The 24,443-nt window shown below is 49.1% G+C and carries 26 protein-coding genes and 1 pseudogene; 12 read left to right on the forward strand and 15 right to left on the reverse strand.

Annotated elements, in window-relative coordinates; translation table 11 throughout:
• Positions 1-4: 4 nt before the first annotated feature.
• Positions 5-1,465, forward strand: a complete 1,461-nt coding sequence (locus D9738_RS16155; RefSeq protein WP_130260611.1) for a mannitol dehydrogenase family protein — start codon at positions 5-7, stop codon at positions 1,463-1,465.
• A 39-nt stretch (positions 1,466-1,504) separates the two neighbouring features.
• Here D9738_RS16155 and ydfZ read toward each other — a convergent pair whose 3' ends face one another.
• The 3 genes from ydfZ to ydfG form a co-directional block, all read right to left on the reverse strand.
• Entirely contained in the window at positions 1,505-1,708 is a 204-nt protein-coding gene (gene ydfZ, locus D9738_RS16160) for a putative selenium delivery protein YdfZ (protein WP_000214710.1), read from the reverse strand.
• A 175-nt stretch (positions 1,709-1,883) separates the two neighbouring features.
• Positions 1,884-2,570 carry a DNA-binding transcriptional regulator rspR gene (gene rspR, locus D9738_RS16165; RefSeq protein ID WP_130260612.1) on the reverse strand — a complete coding sequence of 229 codons (687 nt, stop codon included), beginning with the start codon at positions 2,568-2,570 and terminating at the stop codon, positions 1,884-1,886.
• 88 nt (positions 2,571-2,658) lie between these two features.
• Positions 2,659-3,405, reverse strand: a complete 747-nt coding sequence (ydfG, locus tag D9738_RS16170; RefSeq protein ID WP_130260613.1) for a bifunctional NADP-dependent 3-hydroxy acid dehydrogenase/3-hydroxypropionate dehydrogenase YdfG — start codon at positions 3,403-3,405, stop codon at positions 2,659-2,661.
• Between the two features lie 136 nt (positions 3,406-3,541).
• Between ydfG and dcp the strand changes: the two genes are divergently transcribed.
• Together dcp and D9738_RS16180 are read left to right on the forward strand one after the other, a co-directional pair.
• Positions 3,542-5,587, forward strand: a complete 2,046-nt coding sequence (gene dcp, locus D9738_RS16175) for a peptidyl-dipeptidase Dcp (RefSeq protein WP_130260614.1) — start codon at positions 3,542-3,544, stop codon at positions 5,585-5,587.
• A 363-nt stretch (positions 5,588-5,950) separates the two neighbouring features.
• Positions 5,951-6,841 carry a diguanylate cyclase gene (locus tag D9738_RS16180; protein ID WP_130260615.1) on the forward strand — a complete coding sequence of 297 codons (891 nt, stop codon included), beginning with the start codon at positions 5,951-5,953 and terminating at the stop codon, positions 6,839-6,841.
• Positions 6,842-6,955: 114 nt separating this feature from the next.
• On the opposite strand, the pseudogene D9738_RS25180 reads toward D9738_RS16180, so the two are convergent.
• The 3 genes and pseudogenes from D9738_RS25180 to ftrA form a co-directional block, all read right to left on the reverse strand.
• A pseudogene (locus D9738_RS25180) lies at positions 6,956-7,058 on the reverse strand (hypothetical protein).
• Positions 7,058-7,153, reverse strand: coding sequence for a protein MgtS (mgtS, locus tag D9738_RS16185; protein WP_064529968.1), 96 nt, complete (start codon positions 7,151-7,153; stop codon positions 7,058-7,060). Before mgtS ends, D9738_RS25180 begins: the two are co-directional and overlap by 1 nt.
• Before the next feature lie 107 nt (positions 7,154-7,260).
• Positions 7,261-8,232: a transcriptional regulator FtrA gene (ftrA, locus tag D9738_RS16190; RefSeq protein ID WP_130260647.1), complete on the reverse strand. Its 972-nt coding sequence runs from the start codon at positions 8,230-8,232 to the stop codon at positions 7,261-7,263.
• A 94-nt stretch (positions 8,233-8,326) separates the two neighbouring features.
• On the opposite strand from ftrA, the gene D9738_RS16195 reads away from it, so the two are divergent.
• Entirely contained in the window at positions 8,327-8,722 is a 396-nt protein-coding gene (locus tag D9738_RS16195; RefSeq protein WP_001271101.1) for a rhodanese-like domain-containing protein, read from the forward strand.
• 40 nt (positions 8,723-8,762) lie between these two features.
• On the opposite strand, the gene ydeE is transcribed toward D9738_RS16195, so the two are convergent.
• Entirely contained in the window at positions 8,763-9,950 is a 1,188-nt protein-coding gene (gene ydeE / locus D9738_RS16200) for an efflux MFS transporter YdeE (protein WP_130260616.1), read from the reverse strand.
• A gap of 194 nt (positions 9,951-10,144) precedes the next feature.
• Here ydeE and eamA point away from each other — a divergent pair, with 194 nt between their 5' ends.
• Entirely contained in the window at positions 10,145-11,044 is a 900-nt protein-coding gene (gene eamA, locus D9738_RS16205; RefSeq protein WP_130260617.1) for an O-acetylserine/cysteine exporter, read from the forward strand.
• Positions 11,045-11,074: 30 nt separating this feature from the next.
• Here eamA and marB read toward each other — a convergent pair whose 3' ends face one another.
• From marB to marR, 3 genes are read right to left on the reverse strand one after another with little or no spacing between them, the layout of a single operon-like run.
• On the reverse strand, positions 11,075-11,293 hold the full coding sequence (gene marB / locus D9738_RS16210) for a multiple antibiotic resistance protein MarB (RefSeq protein WP_130209257.1): 219 nt from the start codon (positions 11,291-11,293) through the stop codon (positions 11,075-11,077).
• Positions 11,294-11,323: 30 nt separating this feature from the next.
• The gene (gene marA, locus D9738_RS16215; protein ID WP_130209255.1) at positions 11,324-11,707 is read right to left on the reverse strand and encodes an MDR efflux pump AcrAB transcriptional activator MarA; all 384 of its coding nucleotides are present in this window, start codon (positions 11,705-11,707) and stop codon (positions 11,324-11,326) included.
• Between the two features lie 20 nt (positions 11,708-11,727).
• Positions 11,728-12,162 (reverse strand): multiple antibiotic resistance transcriptional regulator MarR, encoded by a 435-nt coding sequence (marR, locus tag D9738_RS16220; RefSeq protein ID WP_130209253.1) that lies wholly within the window; start codon positions 12,160-12,162, stop codon positions 11,728-11,730.
• A gap of 210 nt (positions 12,163-12,372) precedes the next feature.
• Between marR and marC the strand changes: the two genes are divergently transcribed.
• Entirely contained in the window at positions 12,373-13,038 is a 666-nt protein-coding gene (gene marC / locus D9738_RS16225) for an NAAT family transporter MarC (protein ID WP_130209251.1), read from the forward strand.
• Positions 13,039-13,062: 24 nt separating this feature from the next.
• On the opposite strand, the gene ydeA is transcribed toward marC, so the two are convergent.
• Complete coding sequence (gene ydeA, locus D9738_RS16230) at positions 13,063-14,253, reverse strand: L-arabinose MFS transporter (RefSeq protein WP_130260618.1); 1,191 nt, start codon at positions 14,251-14,253, stop codon at positions 13,063-13,065.
• 88 nt (positions 14,254-14,341) lie between these two features.
• On the reverse strand, positions 14,342-15,223 hold the full coding sequence (locus D9738_RS16235; RefSeq protein ID WP_130260619.1) for a LysR family transcriptional regulator: 882 nt from the start codon (positions 15,221-15,223) through the stop codon (positions 14,342-14,344).
• Between the two features lie 100 nt (positions 15,224-15,323).
• Here D9738_RS16235 and sad point away from each other — a divergent pair, with 100 nt between their 5' ends.
• From sad to D9738_RS16265, 6 genes are all read left to right on the forward strand, one after another.
• A complete protein-coding gene (gene sad, locus D9738_RS16240; RefSeq protein ID WP_130260620.1) occupies positions 15,324-16,712 on the forward strand; it encodes a succinate-semialdehyde dehydrogenase in 1,389 nt (462 codons plus the stop codon).
• Between the two features lie 63 nt (positions 16,713-16,775).
• Positions 16,776-17,702: a glutaminase B gene (gene glsB / locus D9738_RS16245; protein ID WP_130260621.1), complete on the forward strand. Its 927-nt coding sequence runs from the start codon at positions 16,776-16,778 to the stop codon at positions 17,700-17,702.
• Positions 17,702-18,061: a DUF4186 domain-containing protein gene (locus D9738_RS16250; RefSeq protein ID WP_130260622.1), complete on the forward strand. Its 360-nt coding sequence runs from the start codon at positions 17,702-17,704 to the stop codon at positions 18,059-18,061. Before glsB ends, D9738_RS16250 begins: the two co-directional genes overlap by 1 nt.
• Before the next feature lie 138 nt (positions 18,062-18,199).
• Positions 18,200-19,618, forward strand: a complete 1,419-nt coding sequence (locus D9738_RS16255) for a diguanylate cyclase (protein WP_130209245.1) — start codon at positions 18,200-18,202, stop codon at positions 19,616-19,618.
• Positions 19,619-19,863: 245 nt separating this feature from the next.
• Entirely contained in the window at positions 19,864-21,315 is a 1,452-nt protein-coding gene (gene uxaB / locus D9738_RS16260; protein WP_130260623.1) for a tagaturonate reductase, read from the forward strand.
• A gap of 196 nt (positions 21,316-21,511) precedes the next feature.
• Complete coding sequence (locus D9738_RS16265; RefSeq protein ID WP_130260624.1) at positions 21,512-22,426, forward strand: bestrophin family protein; 915 nt, start codon at positions 21,512-21,514, stop codon at positions 22,424-22,426.
• A 3-nt stretch (positions 22,427-22,429) separates the two neighbouring features.
• On the opposite strand, the gene tam is transcribed toward D9738_RS16265, so the two are convergent.
• Genes tam through lsrF form a run of 3 tightly spaced genes read right to left on the reverse strand, consistent with a single transcriptional unit; the run spans position 22,430 to position 24,434 of the window.
• Positions 22,430-23,188, reverse strand: coding sequence for a trans-aconitate 2-methyltransferase (tam, locus tag D9738_RS16270; protein WP_130260625.1), 759 nt, complete (start codon positions 23,186-23,188; stop codon positions 22,430-22,432).
• A gap of 56 nt (positions 23,189-23,244) precedes the next feature.
• On the reverse strand, positions 23,245-23,535 hold the full coding sequence (lsrG, locus tag D9738_RS16275) for a (4S)-4-hydroxy-5-phosphonooxypentane-2,3-dione isomerase (protein WP_130209237.1): 291 nt from the start codon (positions 23,533-23,535) through the stop codon (positions 23,245-23,247).
• Between the two features lie 23 nt (positions 23,536-23,558).
• On the reverse strand, positions 23,559-24,434 hold the full coding sequence (lsrF, locus tag D9738_RS16280; RefSeq protein ID WP_130260626.1) for a 3-hydroxy-5-phosphonooxypentane-2,4-dione thiolase: 876 nt from the start codon (positions 24,432-24,434) through the stop codon (positions 23,559-23,561).
• Between the last annotated feature and the right edge of the window lie 9 nt (positions 24,435-24,443).

The raw sequence follows: 24,443 nt of genomic DNA on the forward strand, positions 1-24,443 counted from the left end.
TCTTATGGAAAACAGACTTTTTAACGCCAGAGCGACACTCCCTGGTTATGATCGTAATAACCTGGCACCCAAAATTGTTCATTTAGGTTTTGGAGCATTTCATCGCGCGCATCAGGGTGTGTATGCCGACATCCTGGCTGCCGAGCATCACAGCGATTGGGGTTACTATGAAGTGAACCTGATCGGCGGTGAACAGCAAATAGCTGATCTAAAACAGCAAGATAATCTCTATACCGTTGCGGAAATGTCGGCCGATGCCTGGACCGCTCGTGTAGTGGGGGTAGTGAAAAAAGCGTTGCACGTGCAAATAGACGGTTTAGACGCTGTGCTTGCTGCCATGTGCGAACCGCAAATTGCAATTGTTTCTCTGACTATTACAGAGAAAGGCTATTTTCACTCTCCGGCGACCGGGCAGTTAATGCTGGATCACCCAATGATCGTTGACGATCTAAACAATCCCCACCAGCCGAAAACGGCACCAGGGGTTATTGTGGAGGCGCTGGCCCGGCGCAAGGCCGCAGGCTTACCGGCATTTACGGTAATGTCGTGCGACAATATGCCGGAAAATGGTCATGTAATGCGTGACGTTGTCACGTCTTATGCGCATTCTGTTGATGCGGAACTGGCGCAATGGATTGTCGAAAACGTGACTTTTCCTTCGACAATGGTCGATCGCATTGTCCCGGCGGTGACGGCTGAAACGCTGAATAAAATAGAGCAGCTCACCGGTGTGCGCGATCCAGCAGGTGTAGCCTGTGAACCGTTCCGTCAGTGGGTTATTGAAGATAACTTTGTTGCCGGACGTCCGGAATGGCAAAAAGCAGGTGCTGAACTGGTCAGCGATGTGCTGCCTTATGAAGAGATGAAACTGCGTATGCTCAACGGCAGTCATTCATTCCTGGCGTATCTGGGTTATCTGGCCGGATATCAGCATATTAATGACTGCATGGAAGATGAAAATTATCGCCGTGCGGCACATGCCTTGATGTTGCAGGAACAGGCGCCGACGCTGAAAGTGCAGGGCGTGGATCTGCAAAATTATGCGGATCGACTGATTGAACGCTACAGTAATCCAGCGTTACGCCATCGAACCTGGCAGATTGCGATGGATGGCAGTCAGAAACTCCCGCAGCGAATGCTGGATTCCATTCGCTGGCATCTGAAACAGGGCAGCGCGTTCGATCTGTTGGCGCTTGGCGTCGCCGGTTGGATGCGGTATGTCGGCGGTGTTGATGAGCAGGGTAATCCCATCGAAATTAGTGACCCGTTATTACCGGTCATTCAGGAGGCCGTGCAAAGTAGTGCAGAAGGGCAAGTGCGCGTGCAGTCCTTGATGGCGATTAATGCGATATTTGGTGATGATTTGCCGAACAATGCGTTGTTCACAGCAAAGGTGACGGAAGCGTATTTGTCTTTATTAGCGCATGGCGCGAAAGCGACCGTGGCGAAATATGCGGTGAAGTGATAAGTGACAGCAATGCCGCCATCGGCGGCATTCACACGCTTAGTTCATGCCGAGACGAATCAGGTCCAGAGGCGCGAGTTTTTCATCACAACCTTCAACTACTACGGTTTTACCGCGGCGGATTTGCTCTGCGGTCAGACCTTCAGTATCAATCGACAGGATCTTGCCAGTGTGACCGGTGCCGCTAACCATAACACGGCTGCCAGTAGTGATTGCGTTACGGTTACGATCGTAGGTCGTCATAGGTGTTTTCTCCTTTCTGATTTACAGTCGAAGCCCACGTAACGGGCGCAATATAAATACTCCTGTCGAGTGAATTTTTTTTTGTTTATGATCAAGTTCACATCTTTTTTGATGCTTGCATAAACCAGAAGAAGGGGGATGAACTCTCACCCCGAATGGGATGAGAGGTAAAGAATTACTCTTCGCTGAACCAGTCGCTATTTTCCTGGCGGATCTGGCGCACAGATTCGCTGATTTCATGCAAATGTTGCGACATTGCACGTTCTACGGCATCGCCATCACGTTTTTGCAGGGCAGAGAAAATATCGAGATGTTGGCGTAATAGCATTTCTGGTGGGGAGACGCGGTCGAAACTCATATAGCGCACCCGGTCAACGGTCGCTTTCAGGTTTTCAATGGTGTCCCAGGCGAGCTGACAGTCAGCAATATCGGTAAGGAGTTGATGGAAGTTGTCATCAAGTTCAAAAAAATCATCCAGTTGCTTGCGCTCAATGGCAATGCGTTGCTGGTGAAGATTTTGCTCAAGTTGGTAGCACTGGCTTTCAGTGATCATGCTCGCTGCCCGCCGTGCCACCGCGCACTCAATGGCCTGTCGAATAAAACTGCCATTGCGAACCTGGGTCATGGAGATTTTATTGACGTAGCTGCCACGCTGCGGGCGAATTTGAATCAGGCCGTTTTCAGCCAGTTTAATGAAGGCTTCGCGAACCGGCTGGCGTGACACATTGAAACGAACAGAAACTTCTTTTTCCGACAACGGCGTACCTGGTGCAATCAGGCAATGCACAATGTCGCGACGAAGAATACGATAAATTTGCTGATTGACAGGCTGTGTGGGATTAAGTTGTGTTTCGACGGTCATTCGTTCTTGCTTTTGAGTGGGTTAACCGCAAGAGTCTACCACTTTTTTGTGACAAGCAATAACCCGGCGGTGAGACCGGGTATAAAAATTAATGCCGATGGACATTCAGCCCGGCATAGCTTTGAGTAACCGGCATCATTTCCAGGGTATTGATGTTAACGTGAGCGGGGAGTGTGGCTACCCACCAGACGGCTTCGCTGACATCTTCTGGCGTCAGCGCAACGGTATTTTGATAGGTTTTTTCTGCTTTGCCGTCATCACCTTTAAAACGGACATTGGAAAATTCGGTGCCGCCTACCAGTCCCGGTTCGATGTCTGTGACACGTACTGCCGTACCGTGCAGATCTGTGCGTAGATTCAGGCTGAACTGACGAACAAACGCTTTTGTCGCGCCGTAGACATTGCCACCTGCATATGGCCAGCTACCCGCCGTTGAACCAATGTTAATAATGTGACCACGATTGCGCTCAACCATGCCCGGCAGGACTGCCCGCGTCATATACACGAGGCCCTTATTGTTGGTATCAATCATGGTTTCCCAGTCTTCAACGCTCGCTTTATGTGCAGGTTCCATACCCAGCGCCAGTCCAGCATTGTTCACCAGAATATCAATCTCACTCCATTCGGCAGGAAGTGATGCCAGCATTTCTTCAATGGCGGCGCGGTTACGGACGTCCAGTTGGGCGATATACAAATTATCTCCCAGCTCGTCTTTTAACTCCTGCAACCGCTCCTGACGGCGACCAGTAGCGATAACTTTATGCCCTTGTTGAATAAAACGACGAGTAATGCATTCACCAAAACCTGCCGTTGCTCCAGTTACTAATACGATCATCTCACTGTTCCTCAACGCTTTTGTGTGTCACTAACATAGCACGTGATGCTTAAGAGCGGGTAATACTGGTTTGCAACATTGCACTCCGTTATCAGTAAGCCTACGCTATGGAACACCTCGTTTTCAGGAGTAGAAAATGTCAACGACGAATCCTTTTCTTACGCAGAGCACGCTGCCTTATATGGCGCCCCATTTTGATCAGATTGCAAATCATCACTATCGCCCGGCATTCGACGAGGGGATGCGGCAAAAGCGGGCTGAGATAGAAGCGATAGCGTTAAACCCGCAGACGCCCGATTTTACTAACACTATTCTGGCTCTTGAAAAGAGCGGGGAATTACTCACACATGTAACCAGCGTCTTCTTCGCTATGACCTCGGCGCATACCAACGATGAATTACAGCGTCTTGATGAACAATTCTCGGCAGAACTTGCGGAACTGGCTAATGACATTTACCTGAACGGCGAATTGTTCGCTCGGGTCGATGCCATCTGGCAGCGCCGTGAATCTCTGAGTCTTGATAGCGAATCCATTCGACTGGTCGAGGTGATTCATCAACGTTTTGTTCTTGCCGGGGCCAGACTTGCAGAGGCCGATAAGGCAAAATTAAAAGTGCTGAATACAGAGGCTGCGACCCTCATCAGTCAGTTTAACCAGCGGTTATTAGCGGCGAACAAATCCGGTGGGCTGGTGGTTGACGATATTGAGCAACTGGCGGGGATGAGTGAGCAAGATATTGCCCTGGCGGCGGATGCAGCGCGCGAGAAAGGTCTGGATAACAAGTGGCTTATCCCACTACTGAATACCACCCAGCAACCGGCGCTTGCCGAACTGCGCGATCGCGCGACGCGTGAAAAACTGTTTACTGCGGGCTGGACGCGGGCAGAAAAAAATGACGCTAACGATACCCGTGCCATTATTCAACGGCTGGTGGAGATCCGCGCGCAGCAGGCGAAACTGCTTGGTTTCCCTCATTATGCTGCGTGGAAAATCGCCGACCAGATGGCAAAAACCCCCGAAGCAGCACTTAACTTCATGCGTGAAATTGTCCCGGCCGCGCGTAAGCGAGCAGACGATGAACTGTCGTCTATTCAGGCGGTTATCGAAAAGCAGCAAGGCGGATTTAGCGTCCAGCCGTGGGACTGGGCATTTTATGCCGAGCAGGTAAGACGCGAGAAATTCTGTCTCGATGAAGCGCAGCTCAAACCTTATTTCGAATTGAACACGGTGTTGAATGAGGGAGTATTCTGGACTGCCAACCAGCTTTTCGGCATTAAATTTGTCGAGCGCTTTGATATACCTGTCTATCACCCGGATGTGCGCGTATGGGAAATATTTGACCATAATGGAGTCGGGCTTGCGCTATTTTACGGTGATTTCTTTGCCCGTGATTCCAAAAGCGGCGGCGCGTGGATGGGGAATTTTGTTGAGCAATCCACGCTCAATGACACACGTCCCGTTATTTACAATGTTTGCAATTATCAGAAACCAGCGACAGGCGAACCTGCATTGTTATTGTGGGACGATGTTATAACCTTATTCCATGAATTTGGTCATACGCTGCACGGCCTGTTTGCCAGCCAACGTTATGCGACGCTTTCTGGCACCAACACGCCGCGTGATTTCGTCGAGTTCCCTTCACAAATAAACGAACACTGGGCGACAAATCCGCAGGTATTCTCTCGCTATGCGAGGCATTACCAAACCGGAGAAACCATGCCGGAAGAGTTACAACAGAAAATGCGCAATGCCAGCCTGTTTAATAAGGGCTACGAGATGAGCGAGTTACTTAGCGCAGCACTTCTTGATATGCGCTGGCATTGTCTGGAGGAGAATGAAGCACGCCACGACGTGGACGATTTCGAACTTCGGGCGCTGGCGGCGGAAAACATGGATCTTCCCGCTGTACCGCCGCGTTATCGCAGCAGTTATTTCGCTCACATTTTTGGTGGCGGATATGCGGCGGGTTACTACGCGTATCTGTGGACGCAAATGCTGGCAGACGATGGTTATCAATGGTTTGTCGAGGAGGGTGGTTTAACGCGTGAAAATGGGCAACGTTTTCGCGACGCTATCCTTTCCAAAGGTAATAGCGAAGATTTAGAACACCTGTATCGCCAATGGCGAGGTAAGGCACCACAGATTACACCGATGCTGCAACATCGCGGCTTGAACGTATAATTCCCCCATATAGCACCGGGCTACATCCAGTCCGGTGCTATATTATAATATGCTGTTCATTTCTTTTTTAGTTATCCGGGATCTGCGTACATTTGCAGAAATAATTGGATTTATAATACTGCCAAAAGCCCTAATCTTTCAGGCCATTACCTTCTTCCCTTTGGCATAATCGGTATTATATCTTCTGGCTTGAATTTAACGTGTTCTGACAGATTTAATCACTTTTTTCTGTTTATTTTGTTTTAAATCACGCCGTTATATTTTTATCCATTAATTAATGTTTTTTCTATGGAATTGTTGACATAAATTTTCTTTTCTCTCGTTATAATAGAGCGCACAAGGAATTGTGAAAAAGGAGTGGCAATGATCAAGAAGACAACGGAAATCGATGCTATCTTGTTAGATCTCAATAAGGCTATCGATGCCCATTACCAGTGGCTGGTGAGTATGTTTCATAGCGTGGTAGCGAGGGATACCAGTCAGCCAGAAATTACGGATAACCATTCTTATGAACTGTGCCAGTTTGGTCGGTGGCTTGATCATCATGGACCACTCGATAGTGATGAATTACCCTACGTTCGGATAATAGATTCTACCCATCAGCATATGCATAACTGTGGCCGGGAATTAATGCTGGCTATTGTCGAAAATCGCTGGCAGGAAGTTCATTTTGACGAATTTCAGGAAGGGTTGCTTTCTTTTACCGCAGCATTAACAGATTACAAAATTTATTTACTGACTATTCGTAGCAATATGGATGTATTGACGGGATTACCTGGCCGTCGGGTACTTGATGAATCCTTTGAGCATCAATTACGTAATGCTGAACCATTAAATCTTTATTTAATGCTGCTGGATATAGACCGATTTAAACTGGTTAATGATACCTACGGACATTTAATCGGTGATGTGGTATTACGAACCCTGGCGACTTACTTAGCCGGTTGGACGCGTGACTACGATACGGTTTATCGCTATGGTGGTGAAGAGTTTATTATTATCATCAAAGCGCAAAATGATGCTGAGGCGTGTCGTGCTGGGGTACGTATTTGTCAGTTAGTCGATAACCATGCCATAGCGCATCCTGGCGGACATATCCCAATAACAGTGACCGCTGGCGTGAGCCGCGCGTTTCCTGAAGAACCGTTGGATGTGGTTATTGGAAGGGCTGACAGAGCAATGTACGAAGGCAAGCAGACCGGAAGAAATCGCTGCATGTTTATTGACGAGCAGAGTGTGATAGCCCGAGTTTAAGCTCTGTTTAACATTCATTGAGAAAAATAATGCTACTGTGTCAAAGAACCGTTACCAGCGCAGAGAAATGCCTGATAGCGTAAAAGCAAAACACAAATCGATCCATGCAAGCATTCACCGCCGGTTTACTGGCGGTTTTTTTTGCCGTCAGAAAATCAGGCCCCTTGCACACAACTGTAACAAGGGGCCGGTTAGGTGAGGGATTATCTCCGTTCATTAGTCATCCCATTTGTAGCTGAAATATGCGGCCAGAAAGCCAGAAAATAAAATTATTCCCAGAACAGCTATAAAAACATTCATATTACCCAACATTATTTTCCTCCGTTTATTGTGTGGTGTGTTTCCTCGCTTACCTTAATTTTCATCTCAATGAGAAAGATATTAGCAGAGATTACCTAAACAAAGGCTGAATCAGGCGGTTATTGTGATGGGGAATGGATGTTTTTACGATATTGCGAAGGGGATAATAAAAAACGTTGGTGAAAGTGATGACGCAATAACGCTGAATTGCCAAAACCCGTCAGCTCGGCAATTTTATCGATGTTAAAAGCCGAATTTTGCAGATAATCCTGAACTCGTATTAAGCGCTCATTGAGCAGCCAGCGGGCGGGCGTCATGCCGGTTAAGGCCTCAAAACGTCTCAAAAAAGTGCGCGGACTCATATTTACCCGCTCGGCGAGGGAAGACACAGTATGTGTTTGTGCCAGATTCTGCTGCAAAAAGTCGAATAATGCACCTAACGTCTGACTTTCACGCGGTGAGGCCATTGGGCGCGTCAGATTTTGTGGTTGATCCCCCTGGCGATGTGGCTGTATGACCAGCCGTCGGGCGACATTATTAGCAATCTCATGGCCAAAATCTTTGCGCACGATATGTAAACACAGATCGATCCCCGCGGCGCTTCCGGCGGAGGTCATCACTTGTCCTTCATCCTGATATAACACATTGTCACTTACGCTGATTGAAGGGTAACGGTGCTGGAGTTGTTCAGTGTAGCGCCAGTGGGTGGTCGCTTTTCGCTGGTGAAGAAGGCCCGCAGCGGCAAGGACAAACACGCCAGAGCATATCGATACCAGGCGGGTACCGCGCTGGTGTGCTTCGCGCAATGACTGACATAGCATCTCTGGCACTTTTGCATCTATTCCACGCCAGCCAGGAATAATAACCATATCGGCGTTGGGCAATAATTCCAGCCCTCCATCTGCCACCACGTGGATCCCCCCGGTGGCTTGCATCGCACCAGGCTCTACCGCAGCAACGGCAAAACGATACCAGTTATCGCCCAGTTCCGGTCGTGGCAGGCCGAATATTTCAACGGCTACGCCAAATTCGAAAGTACATAGCCCGTCATAAGCCAGTGCAACGACCAGCGGGCGTTGTAACGTTGTCATCATTTTGCTCTTTTCTGGCATATCGGGAGGCGGTCAGTGAAAAGTAGATTGGTTACATTATTGTTAACACAACAAACCAAAAGGAAAAAGCACTATGCGTTATGTCACTGAATTTACCACAGCGAAGCCAGAAGTTGCTGAGGCGCATTTTCTCGCGCGCTTGAGTGTCGAAACAGATTGTGCCGATGTTCATGACTCTCTGGCTTATATTGGCGATGATTTCGTTTTACTTCATGTGGTTGGTCGTGAAGAGGACTTCGCTCGTCGGCATATCCCAGGCGCTCTCCATTTACCCCATAAGCAAATGACCGCAGAAAGAATGGCCGAATGGCCGGACGATACGCTATTTGTGGTGTATTGCGCGGGGCCACATTGTAATGGTGCAGACCGTGCGGCACTCAAACTGGCTCGACTCGGAAAGCCGGTTAAAATCATGCTCGGCGGGATAACCGGTTGGGAAGATGAAGGCTATGCCTTTGCCTCAGAATAATGATTAGCAAAGCCGTGCCAGTAGTGGCACGGCACGAATGTCAACAGAGTGCTGGCTGCCCCTGGGGTCTGGCGTTAATACCTTTTAACATCAGCGCCCACGCGGCAATGATGACTACCGCCAGGATGATAAACAGCGAGGAAGACGGGAGAGTGGTCAGCACAACACCACTCACTAATGGATTTACCGCTGCCCCCAACCAGCCTAATGACTGGGCGGAAAAATAGCTGGCTTTCATTCCAGGCGGCGCAATATGGTCAATCAACATATACTCACCGGGAGCATAAATAATTTCACCAACAGTAAATACCGCGGCTGAAATTCCCCACAATAGCAGGCTGTTTCCGGAAAAAATAAAACCGACCAGACCGACGACAAAACAGAGTGTGCCTACCGTCATCAGCGCGCGTATGTTGGTCGGGTTAATACGCCGCCCAACGGAATACTGCAACGTAACTACCATAGCGGCATTAACAGGCAGAACCACTGCGACCACTTTTTCTGCAAAACCACTATCCGCTATGACCATCACATATTGCGAGATACAAGAGGCAAAGGCACCGCTCACGAAAGATGCCAGGAAGGCAGAGCAGGTGAACCACAGCAGCGCTTTATCCCGTAACAAAACCTTTGGCGACCAGACGCTGCCTGTTTCTGTGGCGATGATTTTCTCACTGCGCTTTACCCAAATTTGAATGAATAACATGGGAAACGCAGAGCAGATAGCTGCCAGCCAAAAGGGCAGATTGATGCTCTGCATGACCAACAGCGTGCCGAGTGGCGGGCCGACGGTCCAGCCAATATTGAGCATGGTGTAGTTGATCGAGAAGATCTTCGTTTTGCTGGTGGATGAAAGATTGTCGGCAAACCAGGCTTTCAACACTGTGGCAAAAACGGAATAGGCGCAGTTGATGAGCGCGAAAAACAGTACCACCAGCGTGACGCTGTCCACCAGGGGAATGGCAATAAAACCGCTGGCGAAGGCCGTAATTGCCAGTAACATATAGCGTTTCTTGTCGAACTTATCCGCCAGGATACCAAAACCGAGGCTAAAAACGACACCAATAGTGAGCGCAATTGTCATCGCATAACCAATGAGATCGACACCCAGACTGTACTGGCGACTCAAGTAAATAGTCATAAATGGCAGCGTAGCGCCGCGTCCGATAGTTAATAACAACGACGAGGCGAGAAGGGCGCAAGTAGAGCGTCTCAGAGATAAGTTCATTTGGCTGTCCGACAATGCATTTCGTTATGTTTTGTTTTTGAGATGTAAAGAAATAGCATGGCAAAAATCTGAAGTATAGCGACTTATTTGCCATTAATGCCGTGGTAAACGGTGATTAACGAATGAACTGTTAAAGAAAAGTAAATTCAGCTAAGTTGATTGCTGACAAAAAATGAAAATTCAGAGGCGGAAAAATGTCGCGGAAAGATGGGTTGTTGGCGCTATTAGTCGTCGTTGTATGGGGGCTTAATTTTGTGGTCATCAAAGTGGGGCTCCATAACATGCCACCGCTAATGCTGGCCGGTTTACGCTTTATGCTGGTCGCCTTCCCGGCAATCTTTTTCGTGGCGCGACCAAAAGTACCGCTGAATTTACTGCTGGGGTATGGTTTAACCATCAGTTTTGCGCAGTTTGCCTTTCTCTTTTGCGCCATTAACTTCGGTATGCCGGCAGGGCTAGCCTCGCTGGTCTTACAGGCTCAGGCGTTTTTTACTATCGTGCTCGGTGCTTTTACTTTTGGCGAACGGCTGCACGGTAAGCAACTGGCGGGGATTGCGTTAGCGATTTTTGGTGTACTGGTGTTAATCGAAGATAGCTTTAACGGTCAGCATGTGGCGATGCTCGGTTTTATTTTGACCCTGGCGGCGGCATTTAGTTGGGCGAGTGGCAATATCTTCAATAAAAAGATCATGTCTCATTCATCCCGTCCGGCAGTGATGTCTCTGGTCGTCTGGAGCGCATTAATCCCGATAATCCCGTTTTTTGTCGCCTCGCTCATTCTCGATGGCGCCGAAAAAATGATTCACAGTCTGGTCACTATCGACATGACCACCATTCTGGCGTTGATGTATCTGGCATTTGTGGCGACGATAGTTGGTTACGGGATCTGGGGTACGCTGCTTGGACGCTATGAGACATGGCGTGTCGCCCCCTTATCATTACTGGTGCCGGTAGTTGGTCTGGCAAGTGCAGCGTTACTGCTGGATGAACGCCTAACAGGCCTGCAATTCTTAGGTGCCGTGCTTATTATGACCGGACTGTATATCAATGTGTTTGGTTTGCGGTGGCGTAAAGCGGTGAAGGTGAGAGGCTAACAAGCCCCGATATGCCGGGGCCTGAATAAACTACATGGCGTGTTGGTTATAATAGGGCACGCCCAGCGCATCCGATTTGTCACTGCCTGTACCCATGTGATTTAAATCGAACGGTGGTTGTTCCTGCGATGGGGGAACAATCACCACATCGCCACAGGAAGTAACGACCGGTTGCGAGGTTTGTTCCGCAAAGCTCTGCGCGGAAAACAGAATAAGCGCGGTTACCATTGCGGATAAAAGTGGTTTCATGATTGCCTCAGTGACGTTGTCACATTTTTATTAACTGTTGTAATGGTTCAATGGATGCAAATACCGCGACTCGCACTGCATATTGGTCATCCGATATTTATGTGGCGGAACATCAAAGTAATTTTTGAAGGTGCGAGTCAGCGTTTGCTGTGACTCGAAACCATAACGTTCTGCCAGATAGAGGATTGGCTCGTTGCTTTCTTTCAGCTTTTGCGCGATTTCTGTCATCTTACGGCTGCGGATGTATTGACCTAATGAATGGCCGGTTTCTTTTTTAAACATCCGTTGCAGGTGCCATTTGGAATAACCTGAACGCTCTGACACTTTTTCAAGTGACAGTGGTGATTCCAGGTTGTCCTCGATCCAGTCCAAAATGCTATGAATGGTAATAGCGTCAGTATTGCGTCTGGACATCGTCATACCTCTTTTTTTGTTTACGGCAGGACTTTCTTAAGCAAATGCTCAAGCGTTGCCACTTCATCCGCCGTCAGGTTTTTTGTTAATTCTTGATGCAGGTCCTGGCCAACTAATTGATGGCATTGTTCACATATTGCCGCGCCACTGCTGGTGAGTTTCACCAACACGCCGCGCTTGTCATTCGGGTTCGGCAGCCGCTCAATCCAGCCTTTGCAAACCAGGCGATCCAACATGCGGGTCAGCGCGCCAAGGTCAACCGAAAGGACTTTTTTCAGCTCAACGGGAGTAATGCATGCTGCGCAGCGGATAGAGCAGAGCACCTTAAACTGTGCCGCGGTGATATCGAGCGGTGACAGATAATCGTTAAGCAGACGGTCTTTCTTCTGATTAACCATATGGATTAAGCGACCTAATGGGATGATTTCATTGAACAGGTCGCTGGTACTTTTCACAATGGTTGCCCTGGCAAGTAATTAGTTGCAGGGGATAATATTGCCCAGGCAAGTATAAGTCAAACGAATGAATCCCTCGATGCCACGATTTGCTAAATCGGTTCAAGTATTGCGCAGTGTGCTGCAAGATTAGTTAAAGAGTGAAACTTTCTCCTTGTTTACCCTTTATACTTTTCGCAGGTAACTAGCGACACAGGATGACAACCACCAATGTTAGATTTGTTTAAAGCGATAGGCTTGGGGCTGGTGGTGTTATTGCCGTTAGCTAACCCGTTAACTACCGTAGCGTTGTTTCTCGGGCTTGCGGGTAACATGAACACCGCCGAACGTAATCGTCAGTCATTAATGGCCTCGGTATATGTTTTTGCCATCTTGATGGTGGCGTACTATGCCGGACAACTGGTGATGGACACATTCGGGATTTCGATTCCCGGTCTGCGTATTGCTGGCGGCTTAATTGTCGCTTTTATTGGTTTCCGTATGCTCTTCCCCCAGCAAAAAGCGATTGACTCACCGGAGGCGAAAAGCAAATCCGAAGAGCTGGAAGATGAACCCAGTGCCAACATCGCCTTTGTTCCACTGGCAATGCCAAGTACCGCTGGACCGGGGACCATTGCGATGATCATCAGTTCGGCGTCTACAGTACGTCAGAGTTCAACCTTCGCAGACTGGGTTCTGATGGTTGCGCCGCCGCTGATCTTTTTTCTGGTTGCGGTCATTTTGTGGGGAAGCCTACGTAGCTCTGGCGCAATTATGCGGCTGGTGGGCAAGGGGGGAATTGAAGCGATCTCCCGCCTGATGGGCTTCTTACTGGTGTGTATGGGAGTGCAGTTTATTATTAACGGCATCCTGGAAATCATTAAAACGTACCATTAAAAAAGGCCCGAATGGGCCTTTCAACTATTGTGTCTGTTCTTCGAGTTTCACTGGCCAGCGGCGGAATATGACGATTGACCATATTAACGCAGCGAGAGCAGGCACCGCGCCAACATAGCCAATCATCGACATCGACCAGTGAAGACTCACCTGATTACCCACCAGCGCCCCGGCGCCGATACCAATATTGAATATCCCCGAAAATAGCGCCATCGCAACGTCGGTAGCATCCGGTGCCAGCGCCAGCACTTTTACCTGCATCCCAAGGCCGATGATCATCATCGCAATCCCCCAGAAAACGCTCAGTACGCCGAGGTGCATCTCACTGTTCGCCGCAGGTAACAGTAGCGCCAGGCACACCAGCAATAACGCAATTGCCGCACTCACCAGCGTAGACGCATACTGATTGCCGAGTTTGCCGAAAATCACGCTACCAATAATGCCTGCGCCTCCGAGCATTAACAGCAATGCTGTAGCAAAATTGGCACTGAACCCAGCTACGTTTTGCACAAAAGGCTCGATATAGCTGTATGCCGTGTAATGCGCGGTAACCACCACTACCGTCAACAAATAAATGCTCATCAATGCCGGGCGGCGGAACAGTTGCGGAAGACTTTTCAACGACCCGGAATGCTCGCTGGGGAGTAATGGAAGTAACTTAATCAGGCATAGCAGAGTGATAAGCGCTCCAATACCAATGGCAAAAAACGTCGTTCGCCAGCCGAAATATTGCCCCACAATTCGACCAATGGGTAAACCTAATACCATTGCCAGTGCTGTACCGGTAGCGATTAAACTCAACGCCTGCGCTCGTTTACCTGCTGGCGCCATGCGAATCGCCAGAGACGCCGTTATCGACCAGAAAATAGCATGGGCGAAAGCAACGCCGATTCGACTGATCACCAGAACGGTAAAGCTCCACGATAAAAATGACAGCACATGGCTGGCAATAAACACCACAAACAGGCAGATCAGCAATTTGCGGCGTTCAACCTGACTGGTCATTAGCATAAAAGGCAATGACATTAGCGCTACTACCCATGCATAAATGGTCAACATGATGCCGACCTGAGCAGTTTGCATGTGAAAACTTTGCGCAATGTCAGAAAGCAGGCCAACAGGGACAAATTCGGTAGTATTGAAGATGAAGGCGGCTACTGCCAGCGTAACTACCCGTAGCCACGCCACTTTGCGGGAAACAGTGTTTGTTGTCATAACAGATTATCGGGTGAGTTGCGAAAAGGTGATGAAATGATCTTAAAACGGTTAATGATGTGAATACAATGACTTTGTGATCCACATCTCATTTTGCCGCTTCATGCTGTTCCAGCGATGTGTCAAGCAGTTCAATAAACGCCTCAAGCTGACGAGTCTTCGCGCCACGACGCCAGACCAGCCATGTCGTTAACCAACGCCATTGCTCACCTAATGGCCAGGCTTCAACCTGATGATGCCCCGGCATACTTTCCAGCATGGAACGAGGAATAAGCGCAATTCCCGCTCCGGCGATTACACAGGCCAGCATACCGTGATATGACTCCATCTCATGAATTGTCCCCGGCGCTGCGCCGTCGGCATGAAACCAGCTCTCAAAGTGGCGGCGATACGAGCAGTTAGCGCGGAAGGCATAGATATTACAACCATTAACCTGACTGGCGCGGGTAACGGGAGTATGTCCTTGCGGCGTAACGATCATCAACTCCTCGCGGTACACCGGCATCCCGTCAATGGCTGTATGGTTAATCGGACCATCAATAAATGCCGCATTCAGTTTTCCCTCAAGTACACCGTCCAGCATAGTTCCGGAAGGGCCAGTGGAAAGGGAAAACTGAATTTTAGGATAACGACGGTTAAATTCTGCCAGTGTAGCTGGGATGCGTACCGCTGCGGTGCTTTCCAGCGAACCGAGAGAAAACAAGCCTTGTGGCTCATCGCCAGCAACAACATTTCGCGCTTCGTCGACCAACGCGAGAATTTGTTGGCTATAGTGCAAAAAATTATGCCCGGCAGGAGAGAGACGTAAACGCTGATTCTCGCGAATAAACAGTTCCACGCCGAGTTCTGTTTCCAGCTGGCGGATACGGGTAGTCAGGTTAGATGGCACACGATGCACTTTTGCTGCCGCCTGGGTAATGCTGCCAGCCTCGGCAACGGCGTTAAACATCTCCAGCTGGGTCAGATCCATAGCATTCTCGATTCGTGAACAAGTGACTTAATATTATTCATTTTAACGAAAGAGTAAATCTGCGTATCTTCACACCATAACTCACGAAGGAGATACCCGGATGACCATTACTCCGCTTACCCATGCTATTTCAATAAATCCAGCCAATGGCGAACAACTTTCTGCACTGCCGTGGGCTGGCGCTGACGATATTGAACACGCACTTCGGCTCGCGGCGGCAGGCTTTCGCGACTGGCGCGTAACAAACGTAGATTATCGCGCAGAAAAACTGCGTGATCTCGGTAAGGCTTTGCGCGCCCGTAGCGAAGAGATGGCGCAAATGATCACTCGAGAAATGGGGAAACCGATCAAACAGGCGCGTGCCGAAGTGGCGAAATCAGCAAACTTGTGCGACTGGTATGCAGAGCATGGTCCGGCAATGCTGAAGAGCGAACCTACGCAGGTAGAAAATCAGCAAGCGGTTATTGAATATCGTCCTATGGGGACGATCCTGGCGATTATGCCGTGGAACTTTCCGTTATGGCAGGTGATGCGAGGGGCTGTTCCCATTATCCTGGCAGGTAACGGTTATTTGCTTAAGCATGCGCCAAATGTGATGGGCTGTGCACAGTTAATTGCTCAGGTCTTTAACGATGCAGGTATCCCACAAGGCGTATATGGCTGGTTGAATGCCGACAATGACGGTGTAAGCCAGATGATTAAAGACCCGCGCATTGCTGCGGTTACAGTCACCGGAAGTGTCCGTGCGGGAGCAGCCATTGGCGCGCAGGCTGGGGCGGCGCTGAAAAAATGTGTGCTTGAATTGGGCGGTTCCGACCCATTTATTGTGCTTAACGATGCCGATCTGGACCTGGCCGTGAAAGCCGCGGTTGCCGGACGTTATCAGAATACCGGGCAGGTTTGTGCAGCAGCAAAACGCTTTATCATCGAAGAGGGGATTGCCTCTGCATTTACCGAACGTTTTGTGGCGGCGGTATCGGCGTTGAAAATGGGCGATCCGAGTCATGAGGATAACGACCTCGGACCGATGGCGCGTTTCGATTTGCGTGATGAGCTACGTCATCAGGTTGAAAAATCACTGGCACAGGGCGCCCGTCTGTTACTCGGAGGGGAAAAGGTAGCAGGCGCAGGAAACTACTATCCGGCAACGGTTCTGGCAGACGTCACGCCAGAAATGACCGCGTTTCGTGAAGAGTTGTTTGGACCCGTCGCGGCAATCACCATTGCGAAAGATGCTGAACATGCGCTTAAACTGGCTAATGACAGCGAGTTTGGACTTTCTGCAACCATTATTACCTCTGATGAAGCACTGGCGAAACAAATGGCAGCACGTCTGGAATGTGGAGGGGTGTTTATCAATGGTTTCAGCGCCAGTGATGCACGGGTAGCGTTTGGCGGTGTGAAGAAGAGCGGCTTTGGTCGTGAACTTTCCCATTTTGGGTTACATGAGTTCTGTAATATCCAGACGGTATGGAAAGACCGGATCTGACGTCACATATTTAGCTCTGTTATACTCGCAGGTCTTTTCAGACCTGCGAGCAAGGAGCAGAGAGTGGCAGTCGCCATGGATAATGCAATCTTAGAAAACATCTTGCGGCAAGTACGACCGCTAATTGGTCGGGGGAAAGTCGCGGATTATATTCCGGCACTGGCAACGGTAGAGGGTTCCCGACTGGGCATTGCTATCTGTACCGTTGACGGGCAGCTTTTTCAGGCCGGAGACGCGCAAGAGCGTTTTTCAATTCAGTCTATTTCTAAAGTGCTCAGCCTCGTTGTTGCAATGCGTCATTACTCCGAAGAAGAGATTTGGCAACGTGTAGGCAAGGATCCGTCGGGATCGCCATTCAATTCTCTGGTCCAACTGGAAATGGAGCAGGGTATTCCACGAAATCCTTTTATTAATGCCGGTGCGTTGGTGGTCTGCGACATGTTGCAAGGGCGATTAAGCGCCCCACGGCAACGTATGCTGGAAGTGGTGCGTGGACTAAGCGGCGTGTCTGATATTGCCTACGATACGGTGGTAGCGCGTTCAGAGTTCGAGCATTCTGCGAGAAATGCGGCGATAGCCTGGCTGATGAAGTCGTTTGGCAATTTCCATCATGATGTGACAACAGTACTGCAAAACTACTTTCACTACTGTGCACTAAAAATGAGCTGCGTTGAGCTGGCCCGAACGTTTGTCTTTCTGGCAAATCAGGGGAAGGCTATTCATATCGATGAGCCGGTGGTAACGCCAATGCAGGCGCGACAAATTAACGCGCTGATGGCAACCAGTGGTATGTACCAGAACGCGGGCGAGTTTGCCTGGCGGGTGGGACTTCCGGCGAAATCTGGCGTTGGTGGCGGTATTGTGGCGATCGTCCCACATGAAATGGCCATTGCGGTCTGGAGTCCGGAACTGGATGACGCAGGTAACTCTCTTGCCGGTATTGCAGTACTTGAACAATTGACGAAACAATTAGGACGCTCGGTTTACTAATGCAGTCTCTTGATCCACTCTTCGCGCGTTTATCCCGTTCAAAATTTCGCTCCCGCTTTCGTTTAGGCGTGAAGGAGCGTCAGTATTGTCTGGAGAAGGGCGCGCCGGTTGTCGAACAACATGCGGCGGATTTTGTCGCTAAACGTCTTGCCCCGGCCTTACCGGCGAACGATGGCAAGCAAACTCCGATGCGCGGGCATCCGGTGTTTATTGCCCAGCATGCTACAGCAACATGTTGTCGCGGCTGTCTGGCTAAGTGGCACAACATTCCGCAGGGTGTTTCGTTAAGTGAGGAACAACAACGTTATATTGTGACGGTTATCTACCACTGGCTGGTTATTCAGATGAATCAGCCATAAGAATGTCAGATTTCGACAAAGCCGTATCGGATTAATATCTTTATTTGTCACCGCTGCCAGTGAACATGCTATCCTTTATGAGAATTTACTTATTGCGTTAAAATAATTGCAGCCTGCAATTGTATGGACAGATAATTAATGCGTGTACTCCCCATCTCAACTTTCCATTTGTTCCTGGAAGGCCATTTGCTACGTAATAGCATCGCGATTTTTGCGCTAACCACGCTGTTCTATTTTGTTGGTGCAGAGTTACGTCTGGTTCATGAACTCTCTCTCTTCTGGCCGCTGAATGGTGTGATGGCAGGGGTTTTTGCCCGGTATGTCTGGCTCAATCGGCTGCATTACTATGCAATCAGTTACGTGGCGATGATGGCTTATGATGCGATGACTACCGAATGGGGTTTAGTTTCACTGGTCATCAACTTGTCCAATATGATGTTTATTGTGACCGTGGCTCGGTTAGTGCTGAGGGATAAGCGACTGGGGAAAAATAAGTATGAGCCAGTAAGTGCCTTACGCTTGTTTAATTATTGCCTTATAGCCGCATTATTATGCGCAATTGTAGGGGCGGTTGGTTCAGTAAGTATTGATAGTCTGGATTTCTGGCCCTTACTTGCTGACTGGTTTAGCGAACAGTTTTCGACGGGCGTGTTAATTGTTCCGTGTATGTTGACGCTGGCGATCCCCAGGGCGTTGCCACGCTTTAAAGCAGAACAGATGATGCCGTTTATTGCGCTCATTGTATCGGTCATTGCCTCGGTAGTTATTGGCGGTGCGGGGAGTCTGGCGTTCCCATTGCCTGCATTGATCTGGTGTGCGGTACGCTATACCCCGCAGGTAACGTGTTTGCTGACTTTTTTGACGGGCGCGGTGGAGATCGTGCTGGTGGCAAATTCGGTGATAGATATCGCCGTCGGTTCGCCGTTCTCTATCCCACAAATGTTCTCCGCTCGTCTGGGGATTGCTACCATGGCAATTTGCCCAATCATGGTTTCCTTTAGCGTGGCGGCAATTAACTCGCTGGTTAAGCAAGTTTCTCTGCGTGCCGATTTTGATTTTCTCACCCAGGTTTACTCGCGCTCAGGTCTTTTTGAGGCATTAAAAAATCCGTCACTACAACAGACACAACATCTGACGGTGATGCTGCTTGATATCGACTATTTCAAAAGCATAAACGACAACTATGGTCATGAATGTGGCGATAAAGTTTTAAGCGTGTTTGCCCGGCATATACAGAAGATAGTTGGTGATAAAGGGCTGGTGGCGCGGATGGGCGGCGAAGAATTTGCTGTTGCAGTGCCTTCGGTGAATCCTGTGGATGGTCTGCTGATGGCGGAAAAAATCCGTAAAGGCGTAGAAATGCAACCGTTTATCTGGCAACAAAAAACGCTTTATTTGACGGTTAGCATTGGTGTCGGAAGTGGGAGTGCAACATTTCGTACGTTAATCGATGATTTCAATAAGCTGATGGTAGAAGCTGATACTTGCCTTTATCGCTCGAAAAAAGACGGGCGAAATCGTACCAGCACTATGCATTATGGCGAAGAAGTTGTCTGACAGGTTGTGATTTTTTGGCGGTGAACATCTAATTTGTTCTACCAATTTTGTCATTTCCCATTTTTACCGGAAATCATGATTACAAGATTTCACTTTCCGGAACCTTGACCAACAGCACATTTTTCGCCAAAAAACGTGAATTGTTCGCCGCGAGTTGATCAAAACAGGGGTTCATCGTATCAAAGTTTGCTAACCTGTCGTACCAATTCAAACAGGTTGTATGACTAATCAAAAGGGAACCCATTGTGAAAACACTAAATCGTCGCGATTTTCCCGGTGCACAGTATCCAGAACGTATCATTCAGTTTGGTGAAGGTAACTTCCTGCGTGCCTTTGTCGACTGGCAAATTGATCTCCTGAATGAGCACACCGATCTGAATTCTGGTGTGGTCGTAGTTCGTCCGATTGAAACTTCATTCCCGCCGTCACTGAGCACTCAGGATGGTCTGTACACCACCATCATTCGTGGTTTGAATGAGAAGGGCGAGGCGGTCAGCGATGCGCGTCTGATTCGTTCTGTTAATCGTGAAATCAGCGTCTACAGTGAATACGATGAATTCCTGAAACTGGCGCACAACCCGGAAATGCGCTTTGTTTTCTCTAACACCACCGAAGCAGGTATCAGCTACCATGCAGGCGACAAATTTGATGACGCGCCAGCGGTAAGCTATCCGGCAAAACTGACTCGCCTGTTGTTCGAACGTTTTAGCCATTTCAACGGTGCGCTGGATAAAGGTTGGATTATCATCCCGTGTGAACTGATCGACTATAACGGCGATGCGCTGCGTGAACTGGTTCTGCGCTACGCGCAGGAGTGGGCGCTACCAGAAGCATTTATTCAATGGCTGGATCAGGCTAATAGCTTCTGTTCAACGCTGGTGGACCGTATCGTTACCGGTTATCCGCGTGATGAAGTGGCGAAACTGGAAGAAGAACTGGGGTATCACGATGGTTTCCTCGATACCGCTGAACACTTTTACCTGTTTGTAATTCAGGGGCCGAAATCTTTAGCGACTGAACTGCGTCTGGACAAATATCCGCTCAACGTGCTGATTGTTGACGATATTAAACCGTATAAAGAGCGCAAAGTGGCAATTCTCAACGGTGCACACACCGCGTTGGTGCCAGTTGCGTTCCAGGCAGGGCTGGATACTGTAGGTGAAGCGATGAACGATGCTGAAATTTGCGCATTCGTTGAGAAAGCCATCTACGAAGAAATTATTCCAGTACTGGATTTGCCACGTGATGAACTGGAATCTTTCGCCAGTGCGGTAACCGGGCGTTTCCGTAACCCATATATTAAGCATCAGCTGCTTTCCATCGCGCTCAACGGTATGACCAAGTTCCGTACTCGAATTCTGCCTCAGTTGCTGGCAGGGCAGAAGGTGAACGGTAAACTTCCGGCCCGACTGACCTTCGCGCTAGCGGCATTGATTGCATTCTATCGTGGAGAACGTAACGGGGAAGCGTATCCGGTACAGGATGATGCCCACTGGCTGGAACGTTATCAGCAGCTCTGGAGTCAGCATCGTGACCGTATCATCGACACCCAAGAGCTGGTCGCTACTGTGCTGGCAGAAAAAGACCACTGGGAACAGGACCTGACGCAAGTGCCTGGCCTGGTCGAACTGGTTGCTAATGACCTGGATTCCATTCTGGAAAAAGGGATGCGCGAAGCTGTACGTCCGTTGTGCTAAAACTCTGAACCCGGTTTCGACCGGGTTTCTTATTTCACTATATTAGTTACAACATCCTATGTGCCTTTATCATTAACAGGTGCCACATGCAGCACCTGTTAATGTTGTAAGCTTGTAGGTAATTTGTAAGTAGCATCTTGAGAATGTGATCGTAATCACGTTTAATAGGGCGACTTTTCCACGCCTGAAGATAACCATGATTGTTCGTCCACAACAACACTGGCTGCGCCGTATTTTTGTCTGGCACGGTTCAGTATTATCCAAGATATCCTCGCGCTTACTACTCAATTTTCTCTTTTCTATCGCTGTTATTTTCATGCTGCCCTGGTACACGCATCTGGGCATCAAATTCACCCTTGCACCGTTCAGCATTCTCGGTGTCGCCATCGCCATCTTTTTGGGTTTTCGTAATAACGCGGGGTATGCCCGTTATGTTGAAGCGCGCAAACTTTGGGGGCAGTTGATGATTGCTTCACGGTCGTTACTGCGTGAGGTAAAAACGACATTGCCAGATTCGGCAAGTGTAAGGGAGTTTGCCCGACTGCAAATCGCCTTCGCCCACTGTTTACGCATGACGTTACGCAAACAACCACAGGCGGAAGTGCTGGCACATTATCTCAATGCCGAAGATCTTCAGCGTGTACTGGCTTCAAACACTCCAGCTAACCGTATCTTGTTGATAATGGGGGAGTGGTTGGCGGTTCAGCGACGCAATGGACAACTTTCAGATATCCTGTTTATTAGCCTCAACGATCGGCTTAATGATATTTCAGCGGTTCTGGCAGGCTGCGAGCGCATTGCCTATACGCCAATTCCCTTTGCCTACACCCTGATTTTGCATCGTACCGTTTATCTGTTTTGTATCATGCTGCCGTTCGCGCTGGTCGTGGATCTGCATTACATGACGCCTTTTATCTCTGTGCTGATTTCCTACACCTTTATTTCGCTGGATTGTCTGGCGGAAGAACTTGAAGATCCGTTCGGTACAGAAAACAACGATTTACCACTGGATGCCATCTGCAACGCTATTGAAATTGACCTGTTACAGATGAACGATGAAGCAGAAATTCCAGCGAAAATTCTTCCCGATCGCCATTACCAGCTGACGTGATAATTACTCGATACGTCGGGCAACAATAAACAGTCGCGGGAATGCCAGCAGTATCTGCCCGTTCTCCTGGAGGGGATACTGCTCTTCCAGCATCTGATGGTAGCGCGTAAGAAAATGCTGCTGTTCGCTCTCAGTCAGATCCTGCAACCACGGGCGTAATCCGGTTGCGGTCACCCAGTCAATAATCGCCTGGTGCGACGGCATCTGGTGATAGTAAGTGGTTCGCCAGATATCAATCTCGCATCCGGCTTCGCTCAAAATATCGTAATAAGCATGAACGCCAGCCAGCGGCTCACGCCCGCGATCTGGATAATTTTGTTCCCAGGCGACTTCGCGCATCAGCACATGGGTCGGCTCCAGCCAGTTATCTGGCATCTGTACTGCCAACACACCATGGAGATTAAGTAATGAAACCAGATGAGGAAACAATTCGTAGTGGTCGGGCAGCCATTGCAGCGAGGCATTAGCAAAAATCAGATCAAGTGCCTGTTTCGGTTGCCAGTTGCGGATGTCTGCTTCCACAAACTGACACTTTGGAAGAGCACTGCGCGCTTCGGCAATCATCGCCGGAGACGAGTCGATGCCCGTTATCCTGGCCGCAGGCCAACGTTGATGCAGCAGGGCGGTGCTGTTACCTGGGCCACAGCCAAGATCTGCAACGTATTCGACATTCTCCAGCGGCACTCTGGCAAGCAGCTCCATCGCCGGACGCGATCGTTCAGCGGCAAAGTGCAGATATAAAGAGGGGTTCCAGTCAGACATTTTTTTACTCCCGTCAGCGCGTTACCCCAATTGTAGATAAAACTGATGAATTCGCCTCACGGCATCAACCCATTGAACACACGTTTTTTACGCGGCCCGGTCATTAGCGCTTCCAGTTTCGCGACACAGGTTTTGTAGTGGGGCGTGGTTTTATGGAACGCCACTGCGTCTTCATCTTTATAGGCTTCGTAAATATAAAAGCGCGAATTCACTTCCGGGTCCTGTAAGACATCGAAGCGCAAATTACCTTCTTCCTGTACCGAGCCCAGGTGGTTCTGGCGAAAGACCTCGATAAACTCGTCAACCTTGTCTTCATGAACGTTAATTTCAACCAGTGTGACGTGCATGATTCTTCTCCTTAAATCCGCAGTTACTGTTTTTCACTCAGATAGAGTTCATATGCCCGATCAGCCGTTTCGTTATGGTGAACCACCGCCTGTACGGCTTTCATCATCGCCACCGGATGGTCTGACTGGAAAATATTTCGCCCCATATCCACACCAGAAGCGCCCTGATCGATAGCCTGCCAGCACATTTCCAGCGCTTCGCGCTCCGGTAATTTTTTACCGCCAGCAATAACAATAGGTACCGGACATCCGGCAACAATCCGTTCAAAACCTTTATCGACATAATAGGTTTTGATAATTTGCGCCCCCATTTCAGCGGCGATTCGAGTCGCGAGCGAGAAATAACGCTGATCGCGCACCATATCTTTGCCCACGCCAGTGACTGCCATGGTCGGCATTCCCACTTTCATTCCAGCATCGACCAGCTGAATAATATTTTTGATCGACTGATGTTCATATTCGCTGCCGATATAAACCTGCGCCGCCACCGCACAACTGTTCAGGCGCACGGCGTCATCCATCGATAACGCCACTGCTTCATTACTTAATTCCGCAAGGATAGAGTTCGCACCTGACGCCCGCAGTACCACTGGCTTATTGGTCACGGGTGGCACCACGCTGCGTAAAATACCGCGTGTACACATTAATACATCGGCATGTTCAAACAGCGGGGCGATATTTATATCAATGCGTTCAAGTCCGGTAGTCGGCCCCTGAAAATAACCATGATCAAAGGCCAGCATCACGGTTTTACCCGTTTTCAGATTAAATATCCGCGATAAGCGTGACTGCATTCCCCAGTCCAGTGCACCGCAACCCTTGAGGGTAAAAGGGATATTTTGTTGCGGTTGATCGGTGCGAAAATCTTTACCATCTTTAATATCGTCTAAATCTGCCATAACTTACTC

It is taken from the genome of Escherichia sp. E10V5 (assembly GCF_004212315.1).
In the GTDB taxonomy this organism is placed as follows: Bacteria; Pseudomonadota; Gammaproteobacteria; order Enterobacterales; family Enterobacteriaceae; genus Escherichia.

What these genes read in the sequence shown, in the direction of transcription:
- D9738_RS16155 (WP_130260611.1), top strand. Translation starts at nt 5, where the DNA reads ATGGAAAACAGACTTTTTAACGCCAGAGCGACACTCCCTGGTTATGAT.
- ydfZ (WP_000214710.1), bottom strand. Translation starts at nt 1,708, where the DNA reads ATGACGACCTACGATCGTAACCGTAACGCAATCACTACTGGCAGCCGT.
- rspR (WP_130260612.1), bottom strand. Translation starts at nt 2,570, where the DNA reads ATGACCGTCGAAACACAACTTAATCCCACACAGCCTGTCAATCAGCAA.
- ydfG (WP_130260613.1), bottom strand. Translation starts at nt 3,405, where the DNA reads ATGATCGTATTAGTAACTGGAGCAACGGCAGGTTTTGGTGAATGCATT.
- dcp (WP_130260614.1), top strand. Translation starts at nt 3,542, where the DNA reads ATGTCAACGACGAATCCTTTTCTTACGCAGAGCACGCTGCCTTATATG.
- D9738_RS16180 (WP_130260615.1), top strand. Translation starts at nt 5,951, where the DNA reads ATGATCAAGAAGACAACGGAAATCGATGCTATCTTGTTAGATCTCAAT.
- mgtS (WP_064529968.1), bottom strand. Translation starts at nt 7,153, where the DNA reads ATGTTGGGTAATATGAATGTTTTTATAGCTGTTCTGGGAATAATTTTA.
- ftrA (WP_130260647.1), bottom strand. Translation starts at nt 8,232, where the DNA reads ATGACAACGTTACAACGCCCGCTGGTCGTTGCACTGGCTTATGACGGG.
- D9738_RS16195 (WP_001271101.1), top strand. Translation starts at nt 8,327, where the DNA reads ATGCGTTATGTCACTGAATTTACCACAGCGAAGCCAGAAGTTGCTGAG.
- ydeE (WP_130260616.1), bottom strand. Translation starts at nt 9,950, where the DNA reads ATGAACTTATCTCTGAGACGCTCTACTTGCGCCCTTCTCGCCTCGTCG.
- eamA (WP_130260617.1), top strand. Translation starts at nt 10,145, where the DNA reads ATGTCGCGGAAAGATGGGTTGTTGGCGCTATTAGTCGTCGTTGTATGG.
- marB (WP_130209257.1), bottom strand. Translation starts at nt 11,293, where the DNA reads ATGAAACCACTTTTATCCGCAATGGTAACCGCGCTTATTCTGTTTTCC.
- marA (WP_130209255.1), bottom strand. Translation starts at nt 11,707, where the DNA reads ATGTCCAGACGCAATACTGACGCTATTACCATTCATAGCATTTTGGAC.
- marC (WP_130209251.1), top strand. Translation starts at nt 12,373, where the DNA reads ATGTTAGATTTGTTTAAAGCGATAGGCTTGGGGCTGGTGGTGTTATTG.
- ydeA (WP_130260618.1), bottom strand. Translation starts at nt 14,253, where the DNA reads ATGACAACAAACACTGTTTCCCGCAAAGTGGCGTGGCTACGGGTAGTT.
- D9738_RS16235 (WP_130260619.1), bottom strand. Translation starts at nt 15,223, where the DNA reads ATGGATCTGACCCAGCTGGAGATGTTTAACGCCGTTGCCGAGGCTGGC.
- sad (WP_130260620.1), top strand. Translation starts at nt 15,324, where the DNA reads ATGACCATTACTCCGCTTACCCATGCTATTTCAATAAATCCAGCCAAT.
- D9738_RS16250 (WP_130260622.1), top strand. Translation starts at nt 17,702, where the DNA reads ATGCAGTCTCTTGATCCACTCTTCGCGCGTTTATCCCGTTCAAAATTT.
- D9738_RS16255 (WP_130209245.1), top strand. Translation starts at nt 18,200, where the DNA reads ATGCGTGTACTCCCCATCTCAACTTTCCATTTGTTCCTGGAAGGCCAT.
- D9738_RS16265 (WP_130260624.1), top strand. Translation starts at nt 21,512, where the DNA reads ATGATTGTTCGTCCACAACAACACTGGCTGCGCCGTATTTTTGTCTGG.
- tam (WP_130260625.1), bottom strand. Translation starts at nt 23,188, where the DNA reads ATGTCTGACTGGAACCCCTCTTTATATCTGCACTTTGCCGCTGAACGA.
- lsrG (WP_130209237.1), bottom strand. Translation starts at nt 23,535, where the DNA reads ATGCACGTCACACTGGTTGAAATTAACGTTCATGAAGACAAGGTTGAC.
- lsrF (WP_130260626.1), bottom strand. Translation starts at nt 24,434, where the DNA reads ATGGCAGATTTAGACGATATTAAAGATGGTAAAGATTTTCGCACCGAT.